At 58.7% G+C, this 25,491-nt stretch carries 22 protein-coding genes; 7 read left to right on the top strand and 15 right to left on the bottom strand.

Annotated elements, in window-relative coordinates; genetic code table 11:
- Positions 1 to 23: 23 nt before the first annotated feature.
- Positions 24 to 1,601 (bottom strand): YdgA family protein, encoded by a 1,578-nt coding sequence (locus tag ACR809_RS13765; protein ID WP_046043190.1) that lies wholly within the window; start codon positions 1,599 to 1,601, stop codon positions 24 to 26.
- Between the two features lie 86 nt (positions 1,602 to 1,687).
- Positions 1,688 to 2,866, bottom strand: a complete 1,179-nt coding sequence (gene manA, locus ACR809_RS13760; RefSeq protein WP_040248830.1) for a mannose-6-phosphate isomerase — start codon at positions 2,864 to 2,866, stop codon at positions 1,688 to 1,690.
- A 201-nt stretch (positions 2,867 to 3,067) separates the two neighbouring features.
- Here manA and fumA point away from each other — a divergent pair, with 201 nt between their 5' ends.
- Positions 3,068 to 4,714 carry a class I fumarate hydratase FumA gene (fumA, locus tag ACR809_RS13755; protein WP_002903313.1) on the top strand — a complete coding sequence of 549 codons (1,647 nt, stop codon included), beginning with the start codon at positions 3,068 to 3,070 and terminating at the stop codon, positions 4,712 to 4,714.
- Positions 4,715 to 5,053: 339 nt separating this feature from the next.
- Entirely contained in the window at positions 5,054 to 6,454 is a 1,401-nt protein-coding gene (fumC, locus tag ACR809_RS13750) for a class II fumarate hydratase (RefSeq protein WP_002903315.1), read from the top strand.
- On the opposite strand, the gene tus is transcribed toward fumC, so the two are convergent.
- From tus to rstA, 4 genes are all read right to left on the bottom strand, one after another.
- Entirely contained in the window at positions 6,444 to 7,376 is a 933-nt protein-coding gene (tus, locus tag ACR809_RS13745) for a DNA replication terminus site-binding protein (protein ID WP_004183886.1), read from the bottom strand. The genes fumC and tus overlap by 11 nt on opposite strands.
- Before the next feature lie 75 nt (positions 7,377 to 7,451).
- Complete coding sequence (gene rstB / locus ACR809_RS13740; RefSeq protein ID WP_110229001.1) at positions 7,452 to 8,753, bottom strand: two-component system sensor histidine kinase RstB; 1,302 nt, start codon at positions 8,751 to 8,753, stop codon at positions 7,452 to 7,454.
- A 256-nt stretch (positions 8,754 to 9,009) separates the two neighbouring features.
- Positions 9,010 to 9,372, bottom strand: coding sequence for a hypothetical protein (locus tag ACR809_RS13735; RefSeq protein ID WP_002903374.1), 363 nt, complete (start codon positions 9,370 to 9,372; stop codon positions 9,010 to 9,012).
- Between the two features lie 242 nt (positions 9,373 to 9,614).
- Positions 9,615 to 10,334 carry a two-component system response regulator RstA gene (gene rstA / locus ACR809_RS13730; protein WP_002903377.1) on the bottom strand — a complete coding sequence of 240 codons (720 nt, stop codon included), beginning with the start codon at positions 10,332 to 10,334 and terminating at the stop codon, positions 9,615 to 9,617.
- 128 nt (positions 10,335 to 10,462) lie between these two features.
- On the opposite strand from rstA, the gene ACR809_RS13725 reads away from it, so the two are divergent.
- Positions 10,463 to 10,798 carry a GlpM family protein gene (locus tag ACR809_RS13725; RefSeq protein WP_002903379.1) on the top strand — a complete coding sequence of 112 codons (336 nt, stop codon included), beginning with the start codon at positions 10,463 to 10,465 and terminating at the stop codon, positions 10,796 to 10,798.
- Here the strand turns inward: ACR809_RS13725 and folM are convergent.
- From folM to ydgH, 3 genes are all read right to left on the bottom strand, one after another.
- The gene (gene folM / locus ACR809_RS13720; RefSeq protein ID WP_004140019.1) at positions 10,795 to 11,517 is read right to left on the bottom strand and encodes a dihydromonapterin reductase; all 723 of its coding nucleotides are present in this window, start codon (positions 11,515 to 11,517) and stop codon (positions 10,795 to 10,797) included. The two genes, ACR809_RS13725 and folM, sit on opposite strands and share 4 nt — an antisense overlap.
- Positions 11,518 to 11,553: 36 nt before the next feature.
- The gene (locus tag ACR809_RS13715) at positions 11,554 to 12,936 is read right to left on the bottom strand and encodes an amino acid permease (protein ID WP_004183892.1); all 1,383 of its coding nucleotides are present in this window, start codon (positions 12,934 to 12,936) and stop codon (positions 11,554 to 11,556) included.
- A 177-nt stretch (positions 12,937 to 13,113) separates the two neighbouring features.
- The gene (gene ydgH, locus ACR809_RS13710; RefSeq protein ID WP_002903384.1) at positions 13,114 to 14,064 is read right to left on the bottom strand and encodes a DUF1471 family protein YdgH; all 951 of its coding nucleotides are present in this window, start codon (positions 14,062 to 14,064) and stop codon (positions 13,114 to 13,116) included.
- Between the two features lie 521 nt (positions 14,065 to 14,585).
- Between ydgH and pntA the strand changes: the two genes are divergently transcribed.
- From pntA to ACR809_RS13695, 3 genes are all read left to right on the top strand, one after another.
- Positions 14,586 to 16,115 carry a Re/Si-specific NAD(P)(+) transhydrogenase subunit alpha gene (pntA, locus tag ACR809_RS13705; protein ID WP_004148265.1) on the top strand — a complete coding sequence of 510 codons (1,530 nt, stop codon included), beginning with the start codon at positions 14,586 to 14,588 and terminating at the stop codon, positions 16,113 to 16,115.
- 10 nt (positions 16,116 to 16,125) lie between these two features.
- A complete protein-coding gene (gene pntB / locus ACR809_RS13700; RefSeq protein WP_002903386.1) occupies positions 16,126 to 17,514 on the top strand; it encodes a Re/Si-specific NAD(P)(+) transhydrogenase subunit beta in 1,389 nt (462 codons plus the stop codon).
- A 148-nt stretch (positions 17,515 to 17,662) separates the two neighbouring features.
- Positions 17,663 to 17,851 carry a YdiH family protein gene (locus ACR809_RS13695; protein ID WP_004887037.1) on the top strand — a complete coding sequence of 63 codons (189 nt, stop codon included), beginning with the start codon at positions 17,663 to 17,665 and terminating at the stop codon, positions 17,849 to 17,851.
- Positions 17,852 to 17,960: 109 nt separating this feature from the next.
- On the opposite strand, the gene uspE is transcribed toward ACR809_RS13695, so the two are convergent.
- The 3 genes from uspE to ogt all read right to left on the bottom strand — a co-directional run bounded on the left by uspE (position 17,961) and on the right by ogt (position 20,512).
- Positions 17,961 to 18,911, bottom strand: a complete 951-nt coding sequence (gene uspE, locus ACR809_RS13690; RefSeq protein WP_002903391.1) for a universal stress protein UspE — start codon at positions 18,909 to 18,911, stop codon at positions 17,961 to 17,963.
- Between the two features lie 138 nt (positions 18,912 to 19,049).
- Positions 19,050 to 19,802, bottom strand: coding sequence for a fumarate/nitrate reduction transcriptional regulator Fnr (gene fnr, locus ACR809_RS13685; protein ID WP_002903394.1), 753 nt, complete (start codon positions 19,800 to 19,802; stop codon positions 19,050 to 19,052).
- A gap of 194 nt (positions 19,803 to 19,996) precedes the next feature.
- Entirely contained in the window at positions 19,997 to 20,512 is a 516-nt protein-coding gene (gene ogt / locus ACR809_RS13680; protein WP_004224598.1) for a methylated-DNA--[protein]-cysteine S-methyltransferase, read from the bottom strand.
- 292 nt (positions 20,513 to 20,804) lie between these two features.
- On the opposite strand from ogt, the gene ACR809_RS13675 reads away from it, so the two are divergent.
- The gene (locus tag ACR809_RS13675) at positions 20,805 to 20,963 is read left to right on the top strand and encodes a hypothetical protein (protein WP_002903398.1); all 159 of its coding nucleotides are present in this window, start codon (positions 20,805 to 20,807) and stop codon (positions 20,961 to 20,963) included.
- Positions 20,964 to 20,995: 32 nt separating this feature from the next.
- Here the strand turns inward: ACR809_RS13675 and abgT are convergent, their stop codons facing one another.
- From abgT to ACR809_RS13660, 3 genes are all read right to left on the bottom strand, one after another.
- Positions 20,996 to 22,522 carry a p-aminobenzoyl-glutamate transporter gene (gene abgT, locus ACR809_RS13670; RefSeq protein ID WP_122051344.1) on the bottom strand — a complete coding sequence of 509 codons (1,527 nt, stop codon included), beginning with the start codon at positions 22,520 to 22,522 and terminating at the stop codon, positions 20,996 to 20,998.
- A gap of 119 nt (positions 22,523 to 22,641) precedes the next feature.
- Entirely contained in the window at positions 22,642 to 24,087 is a 1,446-nt protein-coding gene (locus tag ACR809_RS13665) for a M20 family metallopeptidase (RefSeq protein WP_004176321.1), read from the bottom strand.
- A complete protein-coding gene (locus tag ACR809_RS13660; protein ID WP_009760675.1) occupies positions 24,087 to 25,397 on the bottom strand; it encodes a M20 family metallo-hydrolase in 1,311 nt (436 codons plus the stop codon). Before ACR809_RS13660 ends, ACR809_RS13665 begins: the two co-directional genes overlap by 1 nt.
- Positions 25,398 to 25,491 lie beyond the last annotated feature (94 nt).

Here is a 25,491-nt window from a genome sequence, read left to right as displayed (position 1 = left end):
TGGCCGTCTCCTGTACCGATAAGTTACGGCTGCGGGGCGGCGTCGTCCTGCTGAGGAGCGGCGTCATCCTGCTGCGGCTGGCCTTCCTGCTGCGGCTGGCCTTCCTGCGGCGCGCTGTCCGGCAGCGAAGGCGCTTCCAGACCAAACATCGCGGCAAAGTCTTGCAGCGGCATTTTCTGTCCGTTCAGCGTCACCTGGCCGTTCGCGTACTGCAGACTGCTGCTGATGGCGTTATCTTCCATGGTGGTAATGCGGAACATCTGGCCCATCGCCGCCAGGCCTTTGACCTGCTGATCGGCAAGCTTGGCGGCATCGGCCGGCTGATAGCCTTCCAGACCGGCGATCTTAGTCATAAACTCCGTCGCCATATCCACCGGGATCACCACTTTGCCGTCCAGGGACTGCACCACGCGATCCAGGCTGTCCGCCAGGGTCTGCGGCGGAGCGGTCACCTGGGCCGGATCTTTCAGCAGAACCGAGAGGTTGAGGGTGCTTTCGCCTTTGGCATTGCGCCAGCTCAGCGGAGAGATGGTCACCGACGGGTTGCCTTTGAGCAGGATCGGCAGCGCATTGAACAGCGTTTCGGTGAGGGCCTGCTGATACAGCTCCGGATTCTGCGCCAGCTCCGGTTTCGCCAGCAGCGCCTGAGACTGCGCGCTGTACTGCTGACTGAACTGGTGCCACGCCTGACCGTCGACGTTATCCACTTTCAGCGTGAGTTTGCCGCTGCCCATATTCTGCCCCTGCAGCTTGAGGCTGTTGACGGTGTAGTTCACCTGGCTGTTCACGCCTTTGCCGTCCTGGGTCAGCGTCGAGCCGCCGTCCAGCGCCATGCCGTCGATCAGCGCCAGCTCTTTGCCTTCCACGCTGATGGCCAGTTTATCGAGGGTCATTTTTTGCTGGCCGATACGTTCGTTGAAGCTGGCCAGCTCGGTGGCGCCGTCGGTGGTCAGGTTGACGAAGCGCAGCTGTACCTTCTGATTATATTCGTTGAGCGCATCGATCTGCCCGCTGCCGGCCTGGCCCTTCAGGCTGATGTTTTTGCCGTCGCGGTCGGCGTCGAGCTGGAACTGACCGCCGCTGAAGGTAACTTTCTCATCGCCTTTAGCGTAGTCGAGGGCGTTAAGGACGATAGCCGACTGGCTGTCGCCGCTGTAGGCAATGCGCGTATCGACGGTAAAGGGGGTGTCGCCTTTGGCTATCTCGAACAGCGCCTGGCTGGCGTCGTTTTTCACCAGCGTGGTGTGGACGGACGCCATTGCCGGCGCCAGATTAAAGGCTTTTAACGAGGCCAGCGGGAAGGGGCCATGATCGACCACTTCGTCAAGCACCACGCTCTGCCCGGCGGCCAGCCAGCCGTTAGCCTGACCGGCGATCGGCTTCACCACCAGCTGCAGATGGCTGCTGAACAGCCCGCGCTGGTAGTCCTGATAGCTCAGCTCCAGACCTGACTCCGGCGCGCTGCTGCGCAGCTGGGCGTTTGCCTGCTGCACCATATCGGCGATCCGGCCTTCCAGCTGTTTACCGGTGAACCAGGCGCCGCCTGTCCATACCACGCCCAGCGCCACGATGACTCCTGCTGCGACCAGCGATTTTTTCATAGCATTTATCCATAAATGAAGCCAGGCGGAGAGACCGCCTGGCTGAGTTATCACCAACAGTAAGCGCGACCTGAAGGGTCAGTCGCTTACTGGAGCTTATTGAAAACGCGCGCCACGCGGCCGCGGCCGCTGACCTGCACCGGCGATTCACTGGCGGCCACGAAGGCCGACTCGCCCGGCTTGAGGGTCAGGCTCTGGTCGCCTTTGCGCAGTACGGCTTCACCGTCGACGCAGAACACGATCGCCGCGCTTGCCTGGGCCAGATCGCTGGCCTCGGCGGAGAGGTCATGCAGGGAGAAGGCAAAATCTTCCACCGGGATCGGGAAGTCGAGTTCCGCGCCGTGACGCTGCGGCTGGGTCAACAGCTCACCCGCCGGTTTAGCCTCGAACTTGACGTTAGCAACCAGCTCAGGAATATCAATGTATTTCGGCGTCAGGCCGGCGCGCAGTACGTTATCCGAGTTGGCCATCACCTCCAGCGCCACCCCCTGCAGATAGGCGTGCGGCGTTTCAGCAAACAGGAACATCGCTTCGCCTGGGTTCAGCTTCACTACGTTCAGCAGCAGCGGGGAGAAGAGGCCGCTGTCGTCCGGATAGAATTCCGCGATCAGGCGGATTGTCTGCCACGGTTCGCCTTGTTCACGGGCCAGTACGTCGCGCAGCACCTGCAGCGCCTTGGCCTTTTCCTCACCCTGCATATTTAGCAGGCTGGCAAACAGCTGGCTCAGGTGAGTCGCGTCCGGCTGCTGCAGGAAGGCGCCGATTGCCGGATGCGCGCTAGCCACCGGCTGCAGCAGGGTGACAATCTCGCTGAACTCGCGAAATGCATTCATCGCCAGGAACGGCGTCAGGGCAAAAACCAGCTCCGGTTTGTGGTTCGGATCTTTGTAGTTACGCTCGGCGGCGGAGAGCGGGATACCGGCGGCGTTCTCGCGGGCGAAACCTTCTTCCGAGGCCTGCTTGTTGGGATGCACCTGAATTGAGAGTGGCTGAGCGGCGCACAGTACCTTAAACAGGAACGGCAGTTCACCAAAGCGGGCGGCAACCTTGTCGCCGAGCAGAGCGGCTTTTTCCGCGTCAATCACCTCGCGCAGTGAACGCGGCTGGCCGTCGGCCGCCAGGATCTGCGAGCTGCTCTTCGGATGCGCCCCCATCCACAGCTCTGCCATCGGCAGATTGTCCGGGTTGGCGATGCCATACAGTTCGGTTAAGGCGGTGTGGCTTCCCCATGCATAGTTCTGCACGGCGTTAATCAGCTTTTGCATTCTCAATCCCTGTTTCAAACAAAGTAAATTTTATCGCCCTATTAAACCAGCAAACGGTGGAGAAGCAACTGCTGAAAGAAAAAGTCGTCCTTGTCTCAGTTTTTGTTAAAAAATTGTGTAAGATTGTTCGACTCGCTTTTCTACAGGCACATGGAGTCCCTGCCTGAAACATAATCAGCCAAAGCAGTAAGTGAGAGTACAATGTCGAATAAACCGTTTGTTTACCAGGATCCTTTTCCGCTCAAAAAGGATGACACCGAGTATTATCTCCTCAGCAGTGATTACGTCTCCGTCGCCGAATTCGCCGGCCAGGAAGTGCTAAAAGTTGACCCTCAGGCGCTGACCCTTCTGGCGCAGCATGCTTTCCACGACGCCTCCTTTATGCTTCGCCCTGCGCATCAGCAGCAGGTGGCGGATATCCTTAACGATCCGGAAGCCAGCGAAAACGATAAATACGTCGCGCTGCAGTTCCTGCGCAACTCGGATATCGCCGCCAAAGGTATTCTGCCCACCTGCCAGGACACCGGCACCGCGATCATCATGGGTAAAAAAGGCCAGCGCGTGTGGACCGGCGGCGGCGATGAAGCCGCCCTGGCGCAGGGGGTGTATAACACCTATATCCAGGACAACCTGCGCTACTCGCAGAACGCGCCGCTGGATATGTATAAAGAGGTTAACACTGGCACCAACCTGCCGGCGCAGATCGATCTCTATGCTACCGATGGCGATGAGTACAAATTCCTCTGCATCGCCAAGGGCGGCGGCTCGGCGAACAAAACCTATCTGTACCAGGAAACCAAAGCGCTGATCACCCCGGCGAAGCTGAAAAATTACCTCGTCGAGAAGATGCGCACCCTCGGTACTGCCGCCTGTCCACCGTACCATATCGCCTTCGTGATCGGCGGTACCTCGGCGGAAGCGACGCTGAAGACCGTGAAGCTGGCGTCCACCAAATACTACGATGGCCTGCCGACCGAAGGTAACGAGCACGGCCAGGCGTTCCGCGACGTGCAACTGGAGCAGGAGCTGCTGCTGGAGGCGCAGAACCTTGGTCTCGGCGCGCAGTTCGGCGGCAAATACTTTGCCCACGATATCCGCGTGATCCGTCTGCCGCGTCACGGCGCTTCCTGCCCGGTAGGGATGGGGGTTTCCTGTTCCGCCGACCGCAACATCAAAGCCAAAATTAACCGCGACGGCATCTGGATCGAGAAGCTGGAGAGCAACCCGGGGAAATATATCCCTGAGCATCTGCGCCAGGCCGGGGAAGGCGAAGCGGTGAAGGTAAATCTTAACCAGCCGATGAGCGAGATCCTGGCTCAGCTGTCGCAGTATCCGGTGTCCACCCGCCTGTCGCTGAGCGGGACTATCATCGTCGCCCGCGATATCGCCCACGCTAAGCTGAAGGAGCTTATCGACAACGGCGAGGCGCTGCCGCAGTACGTCAAAGATCACCCGATCTACTACGCAGGTCCGGCCAAGACGCCGGACGGTTACGCCTCCGGCTCTCTGGGGCCGACCACTGCAGGCCGCATGGACTCTTACGTTGATCTGCTGCAGTCCCATGGGGCGAGCAAGATCATGCTGGCGAAAGGCAACCGCAGCCAGCAGGTCACCGACGCCTGCCACAAACACGGCGGCTTCTACCTCGGCAGTATCGGCGGCCCGGCGGCAGTGCTGGCCCAGCAGAGCATCAAGAGCCTCGAGTGCGTGGCCTATCCGGAGCTGGGTATGGAGGCTATCTGGAAAATTGAAGTGGAGGATTTCCCGGCCTTTATCCTCGTTGATGATAAAGGCAATGACTTCTTCCAGCAGATCCAGACCTCGCAGTGCGCCCGCTGCGTGAAGTAACCCACGCCGCCCTTCGGGGCGGCGCTGGTCGATGACAAACCTGTTTTCGTTAGGGTGAGCGCCTTTCTGCCGTGCGGCGGCTTTCGCCTTACCTGGTCTACGAAAAACAGCAATATCAATAAGTTATGCAGTTCTCTGTAGGCCCGCGCAAGCGCAGCGCCGCCGGGCAATCCCGACGATTGCATTTTGTCAGCGGTCTGGGCCGCCCCTCGGGGCGGCTTTTTTTATGTCGCTTCGCGGCACGAACCACCAAAACAACTTATCAATCTGGCCAATACTTAGTCTTTTAAGCAGGTGAGCTTTGTCGCTATGACGCACTTTTCATCCAAGGAGAAAGTAATGACAACGCATCGCAGTGAAAAAGACTCGATGGGCGCCATCGAGGTCCCGGCCGATAAACTCTGGGGCGCCCAGACCCAGCGCTCGCTGGAGCATTTCCGCATCTCGACCGAAAAAATGCCCGGGGAGCTGATATACGCCCTGGCGCTGACCAAGCGGGCGGCGGCGAAGGTTAACCAGGATCTCGGACTGTTGACGGCGGAGAAAGCCGGGGCGATCGTCGCCGCCGCTGACGAAGTGCTGGCCGGAAAGCACGCGCAGGAGTTCCCCCTGGCTATCTGGCAGACCGGCTCCGGCACCCAAAGCAATATGAATATGAACGAGGTGCTGGCCAACCGCGCCAGTGAACTGCTCGGCGGAGAACGGGGGATGGCGCGAAAAATTCATCCCAATGACGATGTGAATAAGAGCCAAAGCTCAAATGATGTATTCCCCACCGCCATGCACGTCGCGGCGCTGATTGCCCTGCGGGAAAAAGTGATCCCGTCGCTGCAGGCGCTGCGGGCGACGCTCAATGAAAAAGCAGTGGCCTTCAGGGATATCGTCAAGATCGGCCGCACCCATCTGCAGGACGCCACGCCGCTCACCTTAGGCCAGGAGATCTCCGGCTGGGTGGCGATGCTGGACCATAGCCTGAAGCACATTGAAGCCAGTCAGCCGCATCTTGCCGAGCTGGCGCTGGGCGGGACGGCGGTAGGAACCGGGCTGAATACCCATCCGGAATATGCCGTACGGGTGGCGGCCGAGCTGGCGTCGCTCAGCGGACAGCCATTTGTCACCGCGCCGAACAAATTCGAAGCGCTGGCCACTGTGGATGCCCTGGTCCATGCCCACGGCGCGCTGAAAGGCCTGGCGGCCTCGCTGATGAAAATCGCTAACGATGTCCGCTGGCTGGCCTCCGGCCCCCGCTGCGGCATTGGTGAAATCGCCATCCCGGAAAACGAGCCAGGGTCATCGATTATGCCGGGCAAGGTTAACCCAACCCAGTGCGAAGCTCTGACCATGGTCTGCTGCCAGGTGATGGGCAACGACGTGGCAGTGAATATCGGCGGTGCTTCCGGCAACTTTGAGCTTAACGTCTATCGCCCGATGGTCATCCACAACTTCCTGCAGTCGGTGCGTCTGCTGGCGGACGGTATGGCGAGCTTTAACGAGCACTGTGCGGTGGGTATTGAACCGAATCGCGAGCGGATCAGTCAGTTGCTCAATGAGTCGCTGATGCTGGTTACTGCGCTGAATACCCATATCGGCTACGACAAGGCGGCGGAAATCGCTAAAAAAGCGCACCATGAGGGGCTGACTCTCAAAGCCTCGGCGCTGGCGCTGGGCTACCTGACGGAAGCCGAATTCGACAGCTGGGTGCGCCCGGAAGAGATGGTCGGCAGCCTGGCTATTCGCTAGCCAGCCAGAGGTGCAGGCGCGGGATAAGCAATCTCAGCGACTGCGCCTCCGGTTTGTAGCGATACTGCACATTGTCGGCATCATAGTTCAGCAGCTCGCCAATATCCGGTACGCTGACCCCCCGGCTGCCGGACATCAGGGCGATCAGCGGGCTGGGGCAGGCGTACTGTACCTGTTTCTGCTCGCCGGCGTACCAGACGCGGGCGATCGGCTGGACTTTCACCGGTCGTTTTATTTTCAGCCGCGCCCGCTGCGGCAGGGCGGCGATATCCTGATACTCCCTTTCCAGTTTGCTCTGCCACTGCTCCCTGGTCCACGGCGGCACCGCCCGCGGCGCTTGCAGGCTTTTCTCCAGCATCATCAACACCTGGTCGCGGGTCAGATTCTTGATGACGTGCTTATTGGCCCAGCCGAAGCGGATGGTGCTCGGGTCGACGAGGGGCGTCAGCGTGCGGTAGGCGCTTAGGGTGATCAACCCCGGCAAATGACGGTGTACCCACTCAAAACGGGCGGTGGGGGGCAGGCCGGAGTCGACGGTGACGATCTTCTCGAAGGTGGCCTTCAGGGCATTGATATGCTGAATACGCGCCAGCAGATCCTGCTGCTCCGCGGCGGTAACCTGCAGGCAGATAGCCCCCGGCAGGCGTACGGCGGCCTTGCTGCTGCGGTTTTCCGATTGCTGCTGGATAAACAGATGGCTGTAGTGGCGCAGGGCGTGCGCCAGGGCCGTCTTGCCGATGTGCTGCACCACCGGAATAGTGGCCAGCGGATCGTGCTCGGCATCCTTACCGATCGCCGGCAGTTCAAATACCCGGCCCGCCAGCAGACGGCAGTCACTTAATGCCTGCTGGAGCGCCTGCAGCTCCAGCTCGATCTGGCGAAAGGTATTATTCAGACGTTCAACGAGGTCGTAGCTGGCCATTATTACCACCTTAGTTACAACATACTATTAGATTTTTGCAGCATACCCAGCCCGCGGCTTCTGCGCAAGTTTTATTCAGACAGAGGTGAAATCAGGCAGCTGATGATAGACCGGCCAGCTAAAGCAGAAGCGGGCGCCGCCGAGAGGGCTGGCCTCGCAGCGCACCTCGCCGCCCATCGCCTGGGCGATACTGTGGACAATCGCCAGGCCGAGGCCGCAGCCTCCTGTCGCCCGGTCCCGGCTGGGGTCAAGGCGGACAAAGGGCTCAAACACCCGCTCGCGCTCCTCGGGGGCGATTCCCGGGCCGTCATCCTCAACCAGCAACGATGCGCGCGAACCCTGCAGCGTCAGGCTGACCGCCACCCGCTGGCTGCTGTAGCGCAGGGCGTTGTTGACCAAATTATCCAGCACCCGCTCCATCAGTCGCATATCCAGCGCGCCGTAGTTACCGTGGGTCAGCGTCGCCAGGGCGACCTCGCGCTGTGGGTTAACCATCTGAATATCCTCGACGTGATCGCTGATCCAGGCGGGAAAATCGGGAGTCGTCAGGCTGAGCTCCGTCTGCGGGCGGTCGAGGCGGGCGTAGGTCAGGAGCTCTTCAATCAGCGCCTCCAGCTGACCGATATCGCGGTTCAGCGCCTGCGATTCCGCCTCGGTGAGATTCTCGCTCATCTCCAGACGGTAGCGCAGGCGTACCAGCGGTGTCCTGAGTTCATGGGCGATGCCGTCAATCAGCTGCTTTTTGCTGGCAATAAGCGCATTAATGTTATCGGCCATTTGGTTAAAGGCCACCCCGAGCCGCTCGAAGCTGGACATACTGTCGAAGTGAATGCGCTCGCTGAGGTGACCTTCGCCAAAGCGCTGGGCGGCCGTCTCAATGCGCAGCATGTCCTGCCAGTGCGGGCGCATCCAGATAAACACCGGAAAGGCCAGCGAGATAGCAATAAACGCCATCAGCGCCACGTCCAGCAGGCGCATCTCATGCAGAAAATAGAGATAGGGCACCGGGCCCACCGACAGCACATAGTGGCTGCGGGGAATGCGCTGAATAAAGGTGTACTGATCGTCGAGGGCGACGATATCGCCGGCGCGCAGGTGCTGCATCGAGCTTTCCGACAGCTTAAATTTGCTGATCGGCTCGATGTGCAGATCAAACGATAAATTCAGGTCCAGCTCTTTAAGGGTCTTACTCCAGTCGCGCGGCGGTATCTCCCGCAGCTCGCTGCGCATCAGATACAGCGAGCTTTTCATCAAATCGTCAAGCGACTGCCGTCCGGCGCGCTCCGCGGTAAATTTATAGACCAGACCGACCAGCATGGTCATCACCAGAAAGCAGACGAAGAGCAGAAGATAGAACTGCACGAACAGCTTTTTCATTACATTACCGCGTATTCAAGAGAAACCTGTCTGGCGCCCCAGGGGCATCTTCTGCGCGTCGGGGAGTCAATGTTATCGATATCCCCGGGCGAGGCGCGGGGATATCATCGATACGCTATCAAAGCAGGGTTTATGCCCCCTGACAATAGCCAGCCTGGAGACAGAATGGTGAAAAGGTGACAGTGTCACTCGATGCGGTGATTTCTTCACCCTCGGGGGGAGCAGGGCAATCGTATTTTGTGCGTCGATGGATACGCTACTCACGATAATAAGGAATGTCTACCGGATAGGTGGTCGTCAGACTCAGCAGCCGACAGCGCACCAGTTTTTCCGTTTCGGCATACCAGTAAGCAAACTCGCCGGTGGTCTGGTGGTAAATCATCTGATCGAGGTTGGCAAACGGGATCACCAGCAGCGGCCCCTGGCGAACGTGGCCGCCGCCGGTTTCAAAGTGATGCTGCCCCCAGGATTGCTGGGTATGTTCATAGCGATGAAGGATCACCTCGATTTGCCCGCGCTGCGGACAGAGGAGTCGAATATCGGCGTTGTCGAGGGAAAAAGCCCAGCCAGAGAGAGAAGTGAACAGTGAGAGTGCCAAAAGTACAACGTATTTCATCATGCAAAAGTCCTGTGTTTTCAGGCTTTATGCCACTCTGACAGCGGTAAGTCCTTGAGCACAATCATATTGAGGAGTTATGTGATGGGGTTCTGTACGGCTAATTCTATTGATTTAGTCAATATGACAAGTTCCGGTGATGAATGTGCGCGCCAGGGACGAACGCAGCAGGCAGCAAACGTGATAACTTTGCCGCCGGCGAGCGCGCGATGAGCGGGCCCCTCGCAGGGCCGCAGAAGGGCCGCTTAGTTATCCCAGGCGTGAGGGGCGAACAGGTAGCCTTTGTTGCGAACGGTCTTAATACGATAGGGCTCCGTGGCGTTGTCGAGCAGTTTTTTGCGCAGGCGGGAGATAGCCACGTCGACGCTGCGATCCATCCCGTCATAGGTAACGCCGCGTAAATTTTTCAGCAGTGCGTCGCGGTCCATAATCTGCCCGGCGTGGGTGGCCAACTCCCACAGCAGATCGAAATCGGCGGTCGACAGGGCGACGTTTTCTCCGCCAAGCAGCACCTGGCGGTTGACCGGGTCAATGGTCAGCGAGCCGAAGGAGATGGTTTTATGTGGCGTGAGCGTTGAGGAGGCGGATCCGGCGCCTGCCGGAGCAATATGCTGGCGCAAATGCAGACGCAGTCGCGCCAGCAGGACCGCTGGTGGGGTGGTTTTCAGAATATAATCGCTGGCGCCCATCTCCAGGGAGAGGATATGGTTCATATCGCTGTCGAGCGAAGTCAGCAGGACAATCGGCCCTTGCCATTGCCCGCGCAGATCGCGACAGAGCGTCATTCCGTCCTTGCCGGGCAGCATAATGTCCAGCAGCACCAGATCCGGTTTCTCCCGCGCGATCACCTCCTCAGCGCGGTCGCCGCGAGGCTCGACCACCACATCCATATCATGCTTGCCGAGATAGGCGGCGATCAGCGTGCCTACCTCAGGGTCATCCTCAACAAAAACGATTTTATTCATGTCTATTGCACATTAGTAAAAGAAGTAACATACACCGCACTTATTTTACCCGCCATTACTCTTTTATAAACAGCGTTAAATCCGCTATGCTGCCCTAACTTATTGATTCACTGTTAAGGCATACGGGCATGGGGCTGTTAATCAAAGGGCTGTTGGGAGCGCTGGTGGTGGTGCTGATTGGCGTGCTGGCGAAAACCAAAAACTACGCTATCGCTGGCCTGGTCCCGCTGTTTCCCACCTTTGCGCTCATCGCCCATTATATTGTCGCCAGCGAGCGGGGGATCGAAGCCCTGCGCGCGACCATCGTATTCGGCATGTGGTCGATTCTTCCCTATTTTATCTATCTGCTGTCACTGTGGTATTTCACCGGGATCATGCGCCTGCCGTTGGCGCTGGCAGGCGCAGTGGGATGCTGGGGGCTGTGCGCCTGGCTGTTAATCCTCGGCTGGAGCCGTTTCCACTAGCGCAGCGGGCGGCCGCCGTCGACAGCGAATGAGCGGCCGGTAACGTAGCGGCTGGTAAACAGGTAATCGATGAGATCGCTAATCTCTTTTTCGCCAGGGGCGATTTTCATCAGCGATTTATCCAGCGCCTGCTGACGATAGGCCTCGTCGTCACCCTCATTAAACATGATTAGCGACGGCGCGATGGCGTTGACCTTAACCTCTGGCGCCAGCTTGCGAGCGAAGGAGCGGGTCATGTTATCCAGGGCGGCTTTGCTGGCGGCATAGGCGATATGTTTGTCGCTCCCGCGCTCCACCACGTAATCGGTGATATGGATAATGTCGCTGGCGGCATGGCCATGGCCGCGCAGCAACGCCTCCAGCGCATGGTTGAGCAGATAGGGGGCGTGGACGTGGATCTGCATCATGCGGTTGATGACGGTGCTCAGCGGGACGCCCGGCTTTTCCGCCATCCAGTCGCTGGCGTTATGGATGATGGCGCGCAGACCGTTGGTGTGTGATTTGACCGCTTCAGCGAAGGTCAGAATGCCGTCATCGCTGCTAAAATCGGCCTGCAGGCAGAGCGCGCCCGCTTCGCGCAGGCCGTCAATCGCCGGATAGGGCGTACGATAGCTGACGATGACCGGTTGGCGCTGTTGCAGAAAATGGTGTGCCAGAGCGAGGCCGATGCGGCGGCCTGCTCCTGTGATCAGAATCGGGCGGGGCTGTTGTTCAGCCATGGGTATCTCCTATGCGTTCTGCGGCAGGGCGACCGCTTACCCCACCAGCATCCACGTTGCCGGCACAGCGGCAACCAGCAATAAACCAATTAGCGCCACTTCGCGGCGTTTGAGCGAACGATCGTGCTGGTGCGTACGTCGGGCGTACAAAAAGACCAGAAGACCCGGAGCGTAAAGTACCACCGACAACAGCAAATGCACAGGCCCCGACGCGTATAATAACCATATGCCATAAATACAGGCGCCGATAGCCACCGCTTTATGCAGCGGGCGAGTGGCGATTTTCAGCAGAAAGGCGCCGACCAGCAGATAGGGCACGAGAATCATCTCGGAGGCAATGGTCAGCAGCGTGCCGTAGTCCGATCCGGTCAGCCAGATCAGCACCAGCGATACCTGAACGCTGATATTGGTCAACCACAATGAGGCGGAGGGGGCGTTGTTGCTATTCTGACGGGCAAACAGGCGCGGGAAGGCTTTATGAGTGGCGGCGAGGAAAGGCACCTCCGCGGCCATGATGGTCCAGCTGAGATAAGCGCCGCACACCGACACGATCAGCCCGGCGGCAATGACGATCTCCCCCCACGACCCCATCAGCCTGACCATCAGTCCCGCCATCGACGGGTTGCGCATTTCGGCCAGTTCGCTGCGCGGCACAACGCCCAGCGACAGCAGGGTGACCAGCAGATACACCGCGAGGGCTGACAGCACCGCCAGCAGCGTCGCGCGGCCAACGTCGCGCTTGTGTCGCGCCCGCGCGGACACGACTACCGCCCCCTCCACGCCGATAAACACCCACAGGGTGATCAGCATGGTGTTTTTGACCTGTTCCCATACCGGCACGCCCAGCGCCAGGCCGCTAAAATCGAGGCGGAACGTATCCAGCTGAAAGGCCAGGGCGGCGAGCGCGACAAAGGCGCCCAGCGGCAGAAGCTTGGCGAGGGTGGCCACCAGGTTAATCCCCGCTGCCGTCTGGACACCGCGCAGGACCAGAAAGTGGACGACCCACAGCAGAACCGACGCGCCAACGATAGACTGCCAGGTATTACCATCGCCAAACAGGCGCAGCTCAGGGGTATCGGTGAAAAAACTGAGCGCCGAAAAGACGATAACCAGATAGGAGACATTGGCGATCACCGCGCACAGCCAGTATCCCCAGGCGGAGCAGAAGCCGATCAGTTCGCCGAATCCTTCGCGAGCGTAGGTGAAGATCCCGCCGTCGAGGTCGGGACGAATACGGGTCAACAGCAGCATGGCGAAAGCGAGAAACAGGATCCCGACGCCGGTGATGGCCCAGCCAATGAGCAGAGCGGAGGGGCTGGCCACGGCAGCCATATTTTGCGGCAAACTGAATACGCCAGCGCCGAGCATTGAGCTAAGGACCAGGGCGGTCAGGGCGCTCAGGCCCAGTTTCTTTTCCATTGCATTCCCGAGGTGAAAATGGCTGTTCCAGAATATTTATTTTGCGAAATCGCATAAAAATGGAGGATTGCGCTAAGGCGCGGGATTTTACGGAGTGTCCGGGGGCCATGCAATGGCGGGGGATGAAAAAAAATGAAAAGGCGGCAATGCGCCGCCTTTTTAGCCAGCCAGCAGCGATTATTTGTACAAATCGGCGCTGATGGTGATGTTGCCGCCGCGTTCCTGCCACTGGCGGGTGATGTGGTAGTACTTCGCCCCTTTCTTCGCCGCGCGTTTCGCCGTCTGATAGGAGATTTCGGTCATGTTGCCGTAGTTGCCGGTGAACTGGATGTTATCGAACGGCACCATTTGCGCCGCAGTCACTTTGTTCACTTCTTCGACCTTAGTGCCGTTCGGCAGAGTGACAGTGTAACGTCCACCTTTCGAAGATTGAGTCTCAAAGAAACGCCCGACGCCGGTACCCGAACCCACCGCAGCGGTGGTGGCAACGCCCGGAATTTCAACGTTCTTCGCCGCTTCGCCGCCTTTGGCCAGCGCTGCGCGGCCAGCTTCAGAGTCAGCCGGGATCGCGTCCGGGCTCTGCAGCACGCGTTTTTCAGCATCTTTTTTGTAGATATAAGCGGTAATGCGCTGGTTGCCGCCCTGGTTGGCGTCAACCTGGCGGACGATAAAGAACGCATAGGCGCCTTTTGCTTTCGCCGCTTTGGTGATGGCGTCGTTGACTTCCGGCTGGCTGCGATAGAAGCCCTGAACGGTGACGGTGTCGTAAGGCATCAGCTCAACGGCCTGATCTTTCGGCAACTCCATCACGCCGTTGATAATGCGATTCTTCGGCGCATCCGCTTTCGGCGCGTCTTCTTTATAAAGGTCAGCCGTGACGCGCCAGTTGCCGCCATTGCCGTAGTCCGACGTGTCGACAACATAGAATGAGGCCGCGCCGTCTTTGTCGGCTTTGCGCGATACTGCCTGTACCGCATCGCCAATGGCATTAAACCGGCCGGTGACGACAACGCGATCGTAGGGCTTCAGCGCAGCCGCCTGCTCCGGGGTCAACTCGGTCGCTGCATGGGCAGACAACGTGGCGGTTGTCAGGAGAGCAGACGCCAGGAGGGTGTTTTTAAGCTTCATAAAAATAATCCTTTGCCTTGCGCAAACCATATACTGGTGTTGTTGTTGACTGAAAACGTTTGATTATTGCATTTAATCGCCGTGACTGTCTGCGTCAATTTTTGCTTGCCGCCCGAATCGTATACTACGGAAAGATAACATTTTTCGATATGTTGAAAAAACAGGCGCTTGACCAGCAAAAACGATAATCAATACCACTTTTATTAGTTAATGTAATGTTAACACAATGATCTCAATGGCGATAAATGGCGTTTTATACCGCAGGATAAGCGGATTATCAGGCCTGAGCGGCAAATTCAGGTAAATATTGCTGCCCGGACCCATCTGAGCTGACAATAAGCAATAAAATCAAAATTTGTGTTTTATCGTAGTAGATCACAATCGGTATTTTCAGTAGGTTATAAAAAGTTTGTTACTGTTTCATTTTGTAGACAGCGAAAGATGGCGAGGAAGATTTTGCCGTCCTGGCGTTGTTGGGCAGAAAAGTAAACCATCATCAAAAACCGATGGAAGGGAAAACTATGCGTATTGGTGTACCACAAGAAAGGCTAGCCCAGGAGACCCGGGCCGCCGCCACGCCGAAGACCGTTGAGCAATTGCTCAAACTCGGCTTTAGCGTCGCGGTAGAAAGCGGCGCCGGGAAGCTGGCCAGCTTTGACGATGAGGCCTTTGCCGAGGCAGGAGCTGAAATCGTGACCGGCGACGAGGTATGGCAGTCTGATGTCATCCTTAAGGTCAATGCTCCGAATGACGATGAAATTGCCCTGCTGAATCCGGGGACCACGCTGATTAGTTTTATCTGGCCGGCGCAAAACCCGCAGCTGATGGAAAAACTGGCGGCCCGTAATATCAACGTAATGGCGATGGATTCCGTGCCGCGTATTTCCCGCGCCCAGTCGCTGGATGCGCTCAGCTCAATGGCCAACATCGCCGGGTACCGCGCTATCGTTGAAGCGGCGCATGAATTTGGTCGATTCTTTACCGGGCAGATTACGGCGGCAGGCAAGGTTCCGCCCGCCAAGGTGATGGTCATTGGCGCCGGGGTAGCCGGTCTGGCGGCGATTGGCGCCGCCAACAGCCTGGGCGCTATTGTTCGCGCCTTCGATACCCGTCCGGAAGTGAAGGAGCAGGTGCAGAGTATGGGCGCCGAGTTCCTCGAGCTGGACTTTAAAGAGGAAGCGGGCAGCGGCGATGGCTACGCCAAGGTGATGTCTGAGGCCTTTATTAAGGCTGAAATGGCGCTGTTCGCCGCGCAGGCGAAAGAGGTCGATATCATTGTCACCACGGCGTTAATCCCGGGCAAACCGGCGCCGAAGCTGATCACCCGCGAAATGGTCGACTCCATGAAATCGGGCAGCGTGGTGGTCGATCTGGCCTCGCAAAACGGCGGCAACTGTGAGTACACCGTACCGGGCGAAGTGGTGACCACCGCCAACGGCGTGAAAATCATCGGTTACACCGATCTTCCTGGCCGTCTGCCGACCCAGTCCTCCCAGCTCTACGGCACCAACCTGGTGAACCTGCTGAAGCTGCTGTGCAAAGAGAAAGACGGCAATATCGTTATCGATTTCGATGACGTGGTAGTGCGCGGCGTGACCGTTGTTCGCGAAGGTGAAATCACCTGGCCGGCGCCGCCGATTCAGGTCTCCGCTCAGCCGCAGGCCGCGGCGAAAAAAGTGGAAGCGCCGAAAGAAGCGGTGAAACCGGCGTCGCCGTGGCGCAAATATGCGCTGATGGCGCTGGCGATTATTCTCTTCGGCTGGCTGGCCAACGTGGCGCCAAAAGAGTTCCTCGGCCATTTCACCGTCTTCGCGCTGGCCTGCGTGGTGGGTTACTACGTGGTGTGGAACGTCTCCCATGCGCTGCATACGCCGCTGATGTCGGTGACCAATGCCATTTCGGGCATTATCGTGGTTGGCGCGTTGTTGCAGATAGGCCACGGCGGCTGGGTCAGCTTCCTGAGCTTTATCGCGGTGCTGATCGCCAGCATTAATATTTTCGGTGGTTTTACCGTGACTCAGCGCATGCTGAAAATGTTTCGCAAAGGATAAGGGGTAGCACATGTCTGGTGGATTAGTAACGGCTGCATACATTGTTGCTGCAATCCTGTTTATTTTCAGCCTGGCGGGCCTGTCGAAACACGAAACGTCGCAGCAGGGCAACTATTTCGGCATCGCCGGGATGGCCATTGCCCTGATCGCTACCATCCTGGGGCCGGACGCCGGCAACGTCGGCTGGATTATTCTTGCGATGGTGATCGGCGGGGCGATCGGTATTCGTCTGGCGAAGAAGGTCGAGATGACCGAAATGCCGGAGCTGGTGGCTATCCTGCACAGCTTCGTGGGTCTGGCAGCGGTGCTGGTGGGTTTCAACAGCTACCTGCAGCATGAAACCGGTATGGAGCAAATTCTGGTCAATATTCATTTGACCGAAGTGTTCCTCGGGATCTTCATCGGCGCGGTGACCTTCACCGGTTCGGTGGTGGCGTTTGGTAAACTGCGCGGCAAAATTTCCTCCAGGCCGCTGATGCTGCCCAATCGCCATAAGCTGAACCTGGCGGCGCTGGTGGTTTCCTTCATCCTGATGGTGATTTTTGTTCGCTCTGACAGCACCGGCACCCAGGTCCTGTGCCTGCTGGTGATGACCGCGATCGCGCTGGCCTTTGGCTGGCACTTGGTGGCCTCTATCGGCGGTGCGGACATGCCGGTGGTGGTCTCGATGCTCAACTCCTACTCGGGCTGGGCGGCAGCGGCGGCGGGCTTTATGCTGAGTAATGACCTGCTGATCGTCACCGGCGCGCTGGTGGGCTCTTCCGGCGCCATCCTCTCTTACATTATGTGTAAGGCGATGAACCGCTCCTTTATCAGCGTGATCGCCGGGGGCTTCGGCACCGATGGTTCCTCCAGCGGCGGCGATGAAGAAGTGGGCGAGCATCGCGAGATTAGTGCCGAAGAGACGGCGGAGATGCTGAAAAACTCGCACTCGGTGATCATCACCCCGGGCTACGGTATGGCGGTGGCTCAGGCGCAGTATCCGGTAGCAGAAATTACCGAGAAGCTGCGGGCGCGGGGTATAAAAGTACGCTTTGGTATTCATCCGGTGGCCGGGCGCCTGCCGGGGCATATGAACGTCCTGCTGGCGGAAGCCAAAGTGCCTTACGACATCGTGCTGGAGATGGATGAGATCAACGACGATTTCAGCGACACCGACACCGTGCTGGTGATCGGCGCCAACGATACCGTCAACCCGGCGGCGCAGGACGATCCGAAGAGCCCGATCGCCGGCATGCCGGTGCTCGAGGTGTGGAAAGCGCAGAATGTGGTGGTCTTTAAGCGTTCAATGAACACCGGTTACGCCGGCGTACAGAACCCGCTGTTCTTTAAAGAGAACACTCATATGCTGTTTGGCGATGCTAAAGCCAGCGTCGATGCGATCCTGAAAGCGCTGTAATGTAACATAATTGTTTTACAACGTTTGTTTATAAGCCGTCTCCTGTGAGACGGCTTTTTTATATGCAGGGGGATGCCTGGAATTGTTCATAAAATAAGCGGCAAGAGGTGATATAATGTTCCGGTTCTTACATCAGACAGAGGATATTATGGATACCGAGTTAACCCCAACGCAGATGGCCATCGAATTCTTACGCCGCGACACTACCGTCATGACCCCAGCGCAGTATCTGAAAAAACTTAAACTGCTGGAGCTGGAGTTTGCTGACCTGATGGCGCTCTCCTCGCTGGAGCTGAAAGAAGAGATCGATCTGGCCTGGCGTCTGGGTATCCACTAAGCCATTCTCGCTGGACAGCGACAGGGGCCGCCAACGGCCCTTTTTTTGTGCCTGGCTGGCAGCAAGCAAAAAAATCCCCCGCGAGGCGGGGGAAGATGAGCGGTGGCGGTTAATCGTCGTCGTCGTCGTCCAGTTCCACCGGCGTCTGGTAGGCCTCCGGTTTCAGCACCAGCAGGTCACAGCGCAGGTGGTCGACAACCTGTTCCGCGGTATTGCCGAGGAACGCCGCCGACAGGCCGGTACGTCCGACCGTTCCCAGCACCACGATCCCCGCCTGCAGATGCTCGGCGAGGTCCGGGATCACCTCTTCAGGCAGTCCTTTTTCGACGTGGGTGAATTTTTCATCGATGCCAAACTTCTGCCGCAGCGCTTTCATCGCCAGCAGATGCTGGCCGCGGATCGCGTCGTTGTAGACGCTGGGATCAAAATCCGGCAGTTCTATCGCGATATTGATCGGCGTCACCGGGTAGGCACCGATCAGGTGCACTTCAGTGTGGTTGACTTCTTCCGCCAGCGACAGCGTCTCGCGAACCAGCTTCTCGTTAAGGGTGTTGTGATAATTTTCTTCACTGGCGAGATTGACGGCGACCAGCGCTTTGCCGCCTTCCGGCCACGGCTGGTCTTTGACCATCCACACCGGGCAAGGGCATTTACGCAGCAGATGCCAGTCCGTCGGGGTAAAGATCACCGCCTCCAGTTTGTCGTGCTGGTGGGCCATCTTCAGCAGCAGATCGTGTTTCTCACTGACCACCTCCTGAATAATCGCTTCGAAGGGGCGGTTGTGCCACACCACTTTCACGTCAATCGGCACGCCCGATTCCAGGTAGAATTTCGCCTGCTCGCGGATCCAGGCCGTTCGTTGGGCAATGACGCCCTGGCGCATTGCCGTCCGCTCGTCCGGCGACAGCAGGGTGGTCATTTCATAGGAAAAATCATAGATCGGCAAAAAGGCTTTGATGCGTCCACCAATCCGTTGGTGCAGGTACACCGCTCGCCTTAGCGCCGGCTGGTCGTCCTGGTTAGGATCGATTACTACCAGCATGCTCTGATACTTCGCCATACAGGGTCTCCTTACAACTGCAGCTACCGTCAGTTATTAAAAAGATAACCTATATGGATGAATTGAAACAGGGGAGGAGCCTGGTCAGATCAACAAATCTGAAAAAATTGCCGATCGTGACCAGGTATTGCGCAGAGATTAAGCGACGTTGCGCGCCTGCCCGGCCAGCTGGGCCAGCAGATCGCTGTTTTCAATAGTGATATATTTGCCTTTCACCGCCAGCATGCCGCTTTTCTGAAAACGGCCCAGCAGACGGCTGATGGTTTCGACGGTGAGGCCGAGATAGTTGCCAATATCGCCGCGGGTCATGGTCAGCCGGAACTCACGTGGTGAGAAGCCGCGCTGGGCGAAACGACGAGAAAGGTTATAGATAAACGCGGCCAGGCGCTCTTCGGCATTCTTTTTGGAAAGCAACAGGATCATATCCTGGTCGCCTTTAATCTCACCGCTCATCAGGCGCATCATCTGCTGACGCAGATTGGGCATTTTTCCGGAAAGATCGTCAAGGGTTTCGAAGGGGATCTCGCAGACCATCGAGGTTTCCAGCGCCTGCGCAAAGCTCGGGTGCAGACCGGTGCCGATGGCGTCAAAGCCCACCAGGTCGCCCGCCAGATGGAAGCCAGTGATCTGCTCATCACCTTGCTCGGTGATGGTATAGCTTTTGATGGTCCCGGAGCGAATAGCGTACAACGACTTCAGCTCATCACCGGCTTTGAACAAGGTTTGACCTTTCTGGATAGGCTTTTTCCGCTCGATAATATTATCCAGCTGATCAAGCTCATGCTCGTTCAGAGTAAAGGGGATGCAGAGCTGGCTAATGCTGCAATCCTGACAATGGATTGCACAACCGCCAGACTGAATGCGTCGAATAATTCGCTTCTCAGGGATCATATGTCTGCTCAGGCCTTAATTGATATTGGTCAATTTTAACATCTTTTTGATCAGCAGGTAAGTCTTCAGGCCCGGAAACACGTAATATCAGCAGGGTAAATCAAATCGCCTGCGTATCTGTTTGATTAAAAACAGATTATTACGCCGCTTTTGATTGTAAAATTACCTGAAAATTCCAGAAAAGGCATTTTCAGTCAAAGCAACAGATAGCCCTCATGACGCAAAAGCCACTCTTTACGCTGTACGCCGCCGGCATAGCCGGTCATGGTGCCGTTGCGCCCGATGACCCGATGGCAGGGCACCACGATACTCACCGGATTGGCGCCATTGGCGGCGCCCACTGCGCGCGCGGCGCCGGGACGACCCAGCGCCTCGGCCAGTTGGCCGTAGTGCATCACCTGGCCACAGGGGATATCGCGTAACGCCTGCCAGACCTGGCGCTGAAAAGGGGTGCCGGCGGTGGCGGTAGGCAGAGTCTCGATAATGGCTAAATCGCCGGCAAAATAGTCGCTCAGCTTACTGCTGAGACCGCCGGGATTGCGGCAGTCGACGCGCTGATAGCCTTCCCGGCGATAGTGAACGTCGAGCAGCGTTTCCATCCGATCGCGGTGCTCGTCCCACTCGACGGCGCGCAAATTAAACTGTTCGTCGCAAAGCACCCACAACGGCCCCAGCGGGGTATCCATTTTATCCTGCAGCAAGGTCAACATCGTTTCTGTCATCCACCATCGTACATGAGAGGCACACGATACCACGCGCTGACGGCAGTCAACTATACTCCCAAAAGGTAAAACCGCATCGCCAGATAGCACGGCGGGCTATCCGCCGTGGAGGCATTCTGCGATCGCCACGATGATTTATTTTTGGATCGATCCTGGCGGGTTACCGGACAGGGTTTTTGCTACTTTTAAGCTGACGACGTCGGTCCTCCGCGCCGCTGTGCGCGCTCGGGAAAGTGCTACCGCGTCGGCGCGGCGCGGTTAATAACTCAGAGGTGGAGCTATGCAATATATACTGACTGGCGTAATCGTACTGATCTTCAGCGGTCTGGTTATTCACGGTATGTCGCTGTTGCTTGAGCGAGGGTATCGCGCGCTTTTCGGCATATTCGCCGGAGCCGGGGAAGCGACCCGTAAGTTCAAAGTGAAGATATCGCGTTAAGCTAAGGCGGCCGTCCCTGGCGCATCGGTGGGTTAAGACAGCCGCGGATAGATGCCAGGGCCGATCGGCAGTCCCACCAGATACCAGCCCACCAGCAACAGCAGCCAGACGGCGAGAAAAATCAGCGGGTAAGGGAGCACCAGCGAGTAGTAGGTGCCGAGGCGGGCATCCGGCCGGTAGCGCTGTAGAAAGCCGAGAAACAACGGCACAAACGGTGACACCGGCGCCAGCGGCAGCACCGATGAATCAGCGATACGAAACAGGATCTGCGCAAACGCCGGGTGAAAGCCCAACAGCATAAACATTGGCACGAAGATCGGCGCCAGAATCGACCAGATGGCCGAGCCGCTGGCGATAAACATACACAGAAAAGCCGACAGCAGCGCAAGGCCGACAAACGCCGGAACACCGTTCATGCCTGAACTCTCCAGCAGATCCGTCAGCCCGACGGCCATAAACCTGCCCATGTTGCTCCAGTTGAACATCGCCACGAACTGCGCCAGCGGGAAGACCATCACGATAAACCCGGCCATCTCTTTCATCGGCTCAATCATCAACTGCGGCAGGTCGGCCTGGCGGCGAATTTTGCCGGTGGCGATGCCGTATGCCAGCGACACGACAAAGAAGAAAAAGATAATTAGCGGCACGATGCCTTTGATAAACGGCGAGGGCATGACCGTATGCTGAACCGGATCGCGAAGAATACCGTTTTCGGGGACCACCATCAGGGCGATGACCGCCACGAATACCAGCGTCGCCACGCCGGCGATGCGCAGGCCGAACCGCTCCCCGGGCGTCAGCGTCTGCAGCTTTTCATCACGACTGCCTTGCCACTGGCCCAGCCGCGGCTCGACCAGCTTATCGGTGATCAGTCCGCCGACGAGCGTCAGAACGATCACCGAGGTCGCCATAAAGTACCAGTTGTCGATCACGCTGACGTGCAAAGAGGCATCGATGGACTTTGCCGCCTCGGTGCTGATCCCGGAGAGCAGCACGTCGGTGGTGACAATCAGTAGATTGGCGGTAAAGCCGCAGCCCACGCCGGCTATCGCCGCCAGCAGACCAGCGACAGGATGCCGACCGACGGCAAGAAACATCAGCGCTCCCAGCGGCGGCATAATCACCAGCGCCGCATCGGAAGAGATATGGTTGAAAAAGGCGATAAACAGCACCATATAGCTGGCATAGCGGGCGCTGACGTGCGAGGCCATCTTGACCATCAACGCCGGTAACAGGCCCACCCGCTCGGCAAAGCCGGCGCCCAGCACCAGGGCGAGGATCGCCCCCAGCGGCGCGAAACCGCTGAAGTTTTTAATCACGTTCGGCAAAAACCAGTGCAATCCTTCCACGCTGAGCAGGTTTTTGACCACCACCCGCGAACCGTCAGTTGGGTTTTGTACCCCAACGTTGAGGGCGGAGAGGATTGCCGTGGCAGCGATCAGCACGGCGATGAGATAGATAAACAGCAAAAACGGGTGCGGGACCTTGTTACCGATCTTCTCTACCCAGCCATAGCGCTTTCCGCCGGGGGAAGATGACGGTATGGATGACATACTCATGGGCATTCCTCTGTTGTCGTTGTTGTGTTGGGCAGGCCTGCTCCCGTACTGCCGGCGGTTATTATGGGCGGTGCGTGCCGCGATCCGGTCAGCGTTGGCCAGGAGTAGCCTCTAAGTGGTTATCGTAAAACGGACGGACTCACCTCCGCCGGGATCGGGCAACGATAGGGGCGTTCGGCCAGTACCTGCCTGAGCTCTTGCTGGCTGGCCTCCAGCAGGGCGCTGTCGCTGAATAAACGGATGGCGGTCGCCGCGAGCACTTTCCCCGCCAGCAACATCCCTTTATGGGCAATGGAGGTTCTGCCCTGGCTCACCAGCTGCCAGCTGTGCAGCGGGGTACCCACCGCGAAGCACGGGCTGAAGCACTGGGCCACCGGCGCTTTCCAGCTAACATCGCCGACGTCGGTGGATCCGGCGAGGACGTTATCCGTGGCCGCCCAGGGCGCCACCTCATCAATCAGCAAGGTGTCGCGGTGGCGACGAGCGAACGTTTTGCCTTCCTCGCCACTGGTGCCGGCAATATTGTTCAGGCTGTTGTTAATATCATTGGCGCTGAGAGTGGCGCGGATCGCCGCGGCAAAAGCGCGTTCCTCGTCGCTCCAGGCGGGGGTACCGTAATGACAGACCGCCTGATACATCGCCGCCTCAAGCGTGCGGTTGGGCAGATAGCTGGAGCAGGCTTTTTCAAAGCGGCAGCTGACCTGGGTCTCGGTCATCAGCGCGGCCCCCTGGGCAATCTTCTCTATGCGGGCGAAGATTTGCTCAGCGTCGGCCATCTCCGGCGCGCGGATCAAATACAGCACTTCCGCCTGCGCCTGCACCACGTTGGGCGAGACGCCGCCGGTATCGGTAATGGCGTAATGGACGCGCGCCTTCTCGATGATATGTTCATTGAGGAAATTGCTGCCGGTGGTCATCAGGGTGACTGCATCCAGCGCGCTCCGGCCCAGGTGCGGCGAATTAGCGGCGTGGGCCGCGGTGCCGGTAAATCGCCATGCCGCCTGAATGTTGGCGAGGGTGCGGGTGCTGAACATCCCGGCCCAGGCTTCCGGATGCCAGGTCAGCGCCGCATCGACATCATCAAACAACCCTTCGCGCACCATAAAGGTTTTTCCCGAACCGCCTTCCTCGCCGGGACAACCGTAGAAGCGCAGAGTGCCGCTGTCGCCGTGCTGCTGCAGCCAGCCTTTGGCGGCGACCGCCGCGGCGAATGCCGCGGTGCCGAGCAGATTGTGCCCACAGCCGTGGCCGTTGGCTCCCGGTGTCAAGGGCGTCGGTTCCGCGCTGTGGGCCTGCTGGCTGAGTCCCGCCAGGGCGTCAAATTCGCCGAGCAGGGCAATGACCGGTTGGCCCTCACCGACGCTGGCGATAAAGGCATTCGGGATCCCGCCGGCATCGCGGGTGAGCTGAAAACCTTCCGCCTCCAGGGCGTCGGCCAGCCGTTGGGCTGACCAGAACTCCTCAAAGCGGGTCTCCGGGTGGTCCCAGATGTCGTCGGCGATGGCGCAGTAAGTGTCGCGTTGTGCCTCAACCACCTCGTCCACAAACTGAAAAATGGCTTCCATTACACCCCCCGCTGCCAGGGAAAGTTAAGCGCGACGCGCGCCAGGGTTTCGACCGCTACCGCCATCACGCTCTCGTCGAAGTCAAACTTTTCGTTGTGGTGACCGGCGCTGAGTTCAGTGCCGAAAATCATGTACGAGGCGAGGCCGCCGCGCGCCTGGACCCGGGCCATCATCAGGGTGGCGTCTTCCGAGCCCGCCGGGGCGGCGATGCGATCCACCGCCTGTTGCACGCCGGGCACCCGGGCGGCCTGTTCGCGCAGATAGTCCACCCACGCCGGCGACGGTGCGCTGGCGGTCGCCGCGCCCATCATGCGCAGTTCGTAGCGGGCTTCGTACATCGCCGCAGCCCCGGCGACGACGTGCTGCGCCCGCTCGAACACGTACTGATTAATGGCTTCGCTTTCGCCGCGGGTTTCCACTTTTAACAGCGCGGAAGAGGGCACCACGTTGCGCCCGGTACCGGCCTGCATCACCCCGACGTTGACCCGCGAGGCGCCGGCGCTGTGCGGCGGGATGGCGTGCAGGCCAAGGGCGGCCTGGGCGGCGGCCAGCAGCGCGTTGCGCCCGTCCTCGGGCTTGCCGCCGGCGTGGGCAGCCACGCCGCTGAACTGCACGTCGAATTTGGTGGTGGCCATAAAGTTGTCTCCACCGCAGACGACGGTACCTGCCGGGACGCCGGTCCCGATATGGATCGCCGTGAAATAATCCACGTCATCAACCACGCCGGCGGCCACCATCGCGCGGGCGCCGCGGGTACCCTCTTCAGCAGGCTGGAAAATCAGTTTAATGACGCCATTGAGCTGGGCGGCATACTGCTTGAGCACATGCGCCAGCCCCAGCCCGATGGCGGTATGGCCGTCATGGCCGCAGGCGTGCATCATGCCGGCGTTGCAGGAGGCGAAATGATCGCGATGGGGGCGGTGGCTATCGTCATGCTGTTCGTTGAGATCGAGGGCATCCATATCGACGCGAAAGGCCAGGGTTGGCCCGGGCCGCCCGGTGTCGAGCGTGGCCACCACGCCGGCGAAACCGCCTTCAAACGCCGGCAGCCAGCGCTCCGGCGCGCCCTGTTCGCGGGCGCGTTCGAAAGCCTGGGCCAGGGTCTCCTCGTCCGGCAGCCCCATCCGGCTGTCGGCATCGATGACGTCGCGGCCTAGCGCCAGCTGATAGCCTAGCCCGTCAAGAATATCCGCGACCTTACTGGCGGTGCGAAACTCCAGCCAGCCGGATTCAGCGTGCAGGTGAAAATCACGGCGCCATTGGGTCATGGAGGGCGCCAGCTGGCGGAGGTATTCATCAAGTTGCGGCATAGCTTATCCTGTCATAAGTAAAAAATGTGACGGCGTTCACGATGTGATAGCTTTTGTTTATCACTGACGCGCTACAGGCCTTAACACCCTTAAC

The organism is Klebsiella sp. CD33 (genome assembly GCF_051992865.1).
GTDB classification, from domain to species: Bacteria; Pseudomonadota; Gammaproteobacteria; order Enterobacterales; family Enterobacteriaceae; genus Klebsiella; species Klebsiella pneumoniae.
This window is presented reverse-complemented; position numbering and strand designations above follow the sequence as displayed.

Bases quoted from the DNA above. Each gene is read 5' to 3' on its own strand.
- ACR809_RS13765 (WP_046043190.1), bottom strand. From the start codon at position 1,601: ATGAAAAAATCGCTGGTCGCAGCAGGAGTCATCGTGGCGCTGGGCGTG.
- manA (WP_040248830.1), bottom strand. From the start codon at position 2,866: ATGCAAAAGCTGATTAACGCCGTGCAGAACTATGCATGGGGAAGCCAC.
- fumA (WP_002903313.1), top strand. From the start codon at position 3,068: ATGTCGAATAAACCGTTTGTTTACCAGGATCCTTTTCCGCTCAAAAAG.
- fumC (WP_002903315.1), top strand. From the start codon at position 5,054: ATGACAACGCATCGCAGTGAAAAAGACTCGATGGGCGCCATCGAGGTC.
- tus (WP_004183886.1), bottom strand. From the start codon at position 7,376: ATGGCCAGCTACGACCTCGTTGAACGTCTGAATAATACCTTTCGCCAG.
- rstB (WP_110229001.1), bottom strand. From the start codon at position 8,753: ATGAAAAAGCTGTTCGTGCAGTTCTATCTTCTGCTCTTCGTCTGCTTT.
- ACR809_RS13735 (WP_002903374.1), bottom strand. From the start codon at position 9,372: ATGATGAAATACGTTGTACTTTTGGCACTCTCACTGTTCACTTCTCTC.
- rstA (WP_002903377.1), bottom strand. From the start codon at position 10,334: ATGAATAAAATCGTTTTTGTTGAGGATGACCCTGAGGTAGGCACGCTG.
- ACR809_RS13725 (WP_002903379.1), top strand. From the start codon at position 10,463: ATGGGGCTGTTAATCAAAGGGCTGTTGGGAGCGCTGGTGGTGGTGCTG.
- folM (WP_004140019.1), bottom strand. From the start codon at position 11,517: ATGGCTGAACAACAGCCCCGCCCGATTCTGATCACAGGAGCAGGCCGC.
- ACR809_RS13715 (WP_004183892.1), bottom strand. From the start codon at position 12,936: ATGGAAAAGAAACTGGGCCTGAGCGCCCTGACCGCCCTGGTCCTTAGC.
- ydgH (WP_002903384.1), bottom strand. From the start codon at position 14,064: ATGAAGCTTAAAAACACCCTCCTGGCGTCTGCTCTCCTGACAACCGCC.
- pntA (WP_004148265.1), top strand. From the start codon at position 14,586: ATGCGTATTGGTGTACCACAAGAAAGGCTAGCCCAGGAGACCCGGGCC.
- pntB (WP_002903386.1), top strand. From the start codon at position 16,126: ATGTCTGGTGGATTAGTAACGGCTGCATACATTGTTGCTGCAATCCTG.
- ACR809_RS13695 (WP_004887037.1), top strand. From the start codon at position 17,663: ATGGATACCGAGTTAACCCCAACGCAGATGGCCATCGAATTCTTACGC.
- uspE (WP_002903391.1), bottom strand. From the start codon at position 18,911: ATGGCGAAGTATCAGAGCATGCTGGTAGTAATCGATCCTAACCAGGAC.
- fnr (WP_002903394.1), bottom strand. From the start codon at position 19,802: ATGATCCCTGAGAAGCGAATTATTCGACGCATTCAGTCTGGCGGTTGT.
- ogt (WP_004224598.1), bottom strand. From the start codon at position 20,512: ATGTTGACCTTGCTGCAGGATAAAATGGATACCCCGCTGGGGCCGTTG.
- ACR809_RS13675 (WP_002903398.1), top strand. From the start codon at position 20,805: ATGCAATATATACTGACTGGCGTAATCGTACTGATCTTCAGCGGTCTG.
- abgT (WP_122051344.1), bottom strand. From the start codon at position 22,522: ATGAGTATGTCATCCATACCGTCATCTTCCCCCGGCGGAAAGCGCTAT.
- ACR809_RS13665 (WP_004176321.1), bottom strand. From the start codon at position 24,087: ATGGAAGCCATTTTTCAGTTTGTGGACGAGGTGGTTGAGGCACAACGC.
- ACR809_RS13660 (WP_009760675.1), bottom strand. From the start codon at position 25,397: ATGCCGCAACTTGATGAATACCTCCGCCAGCTGGCGCCCTCCATGACC.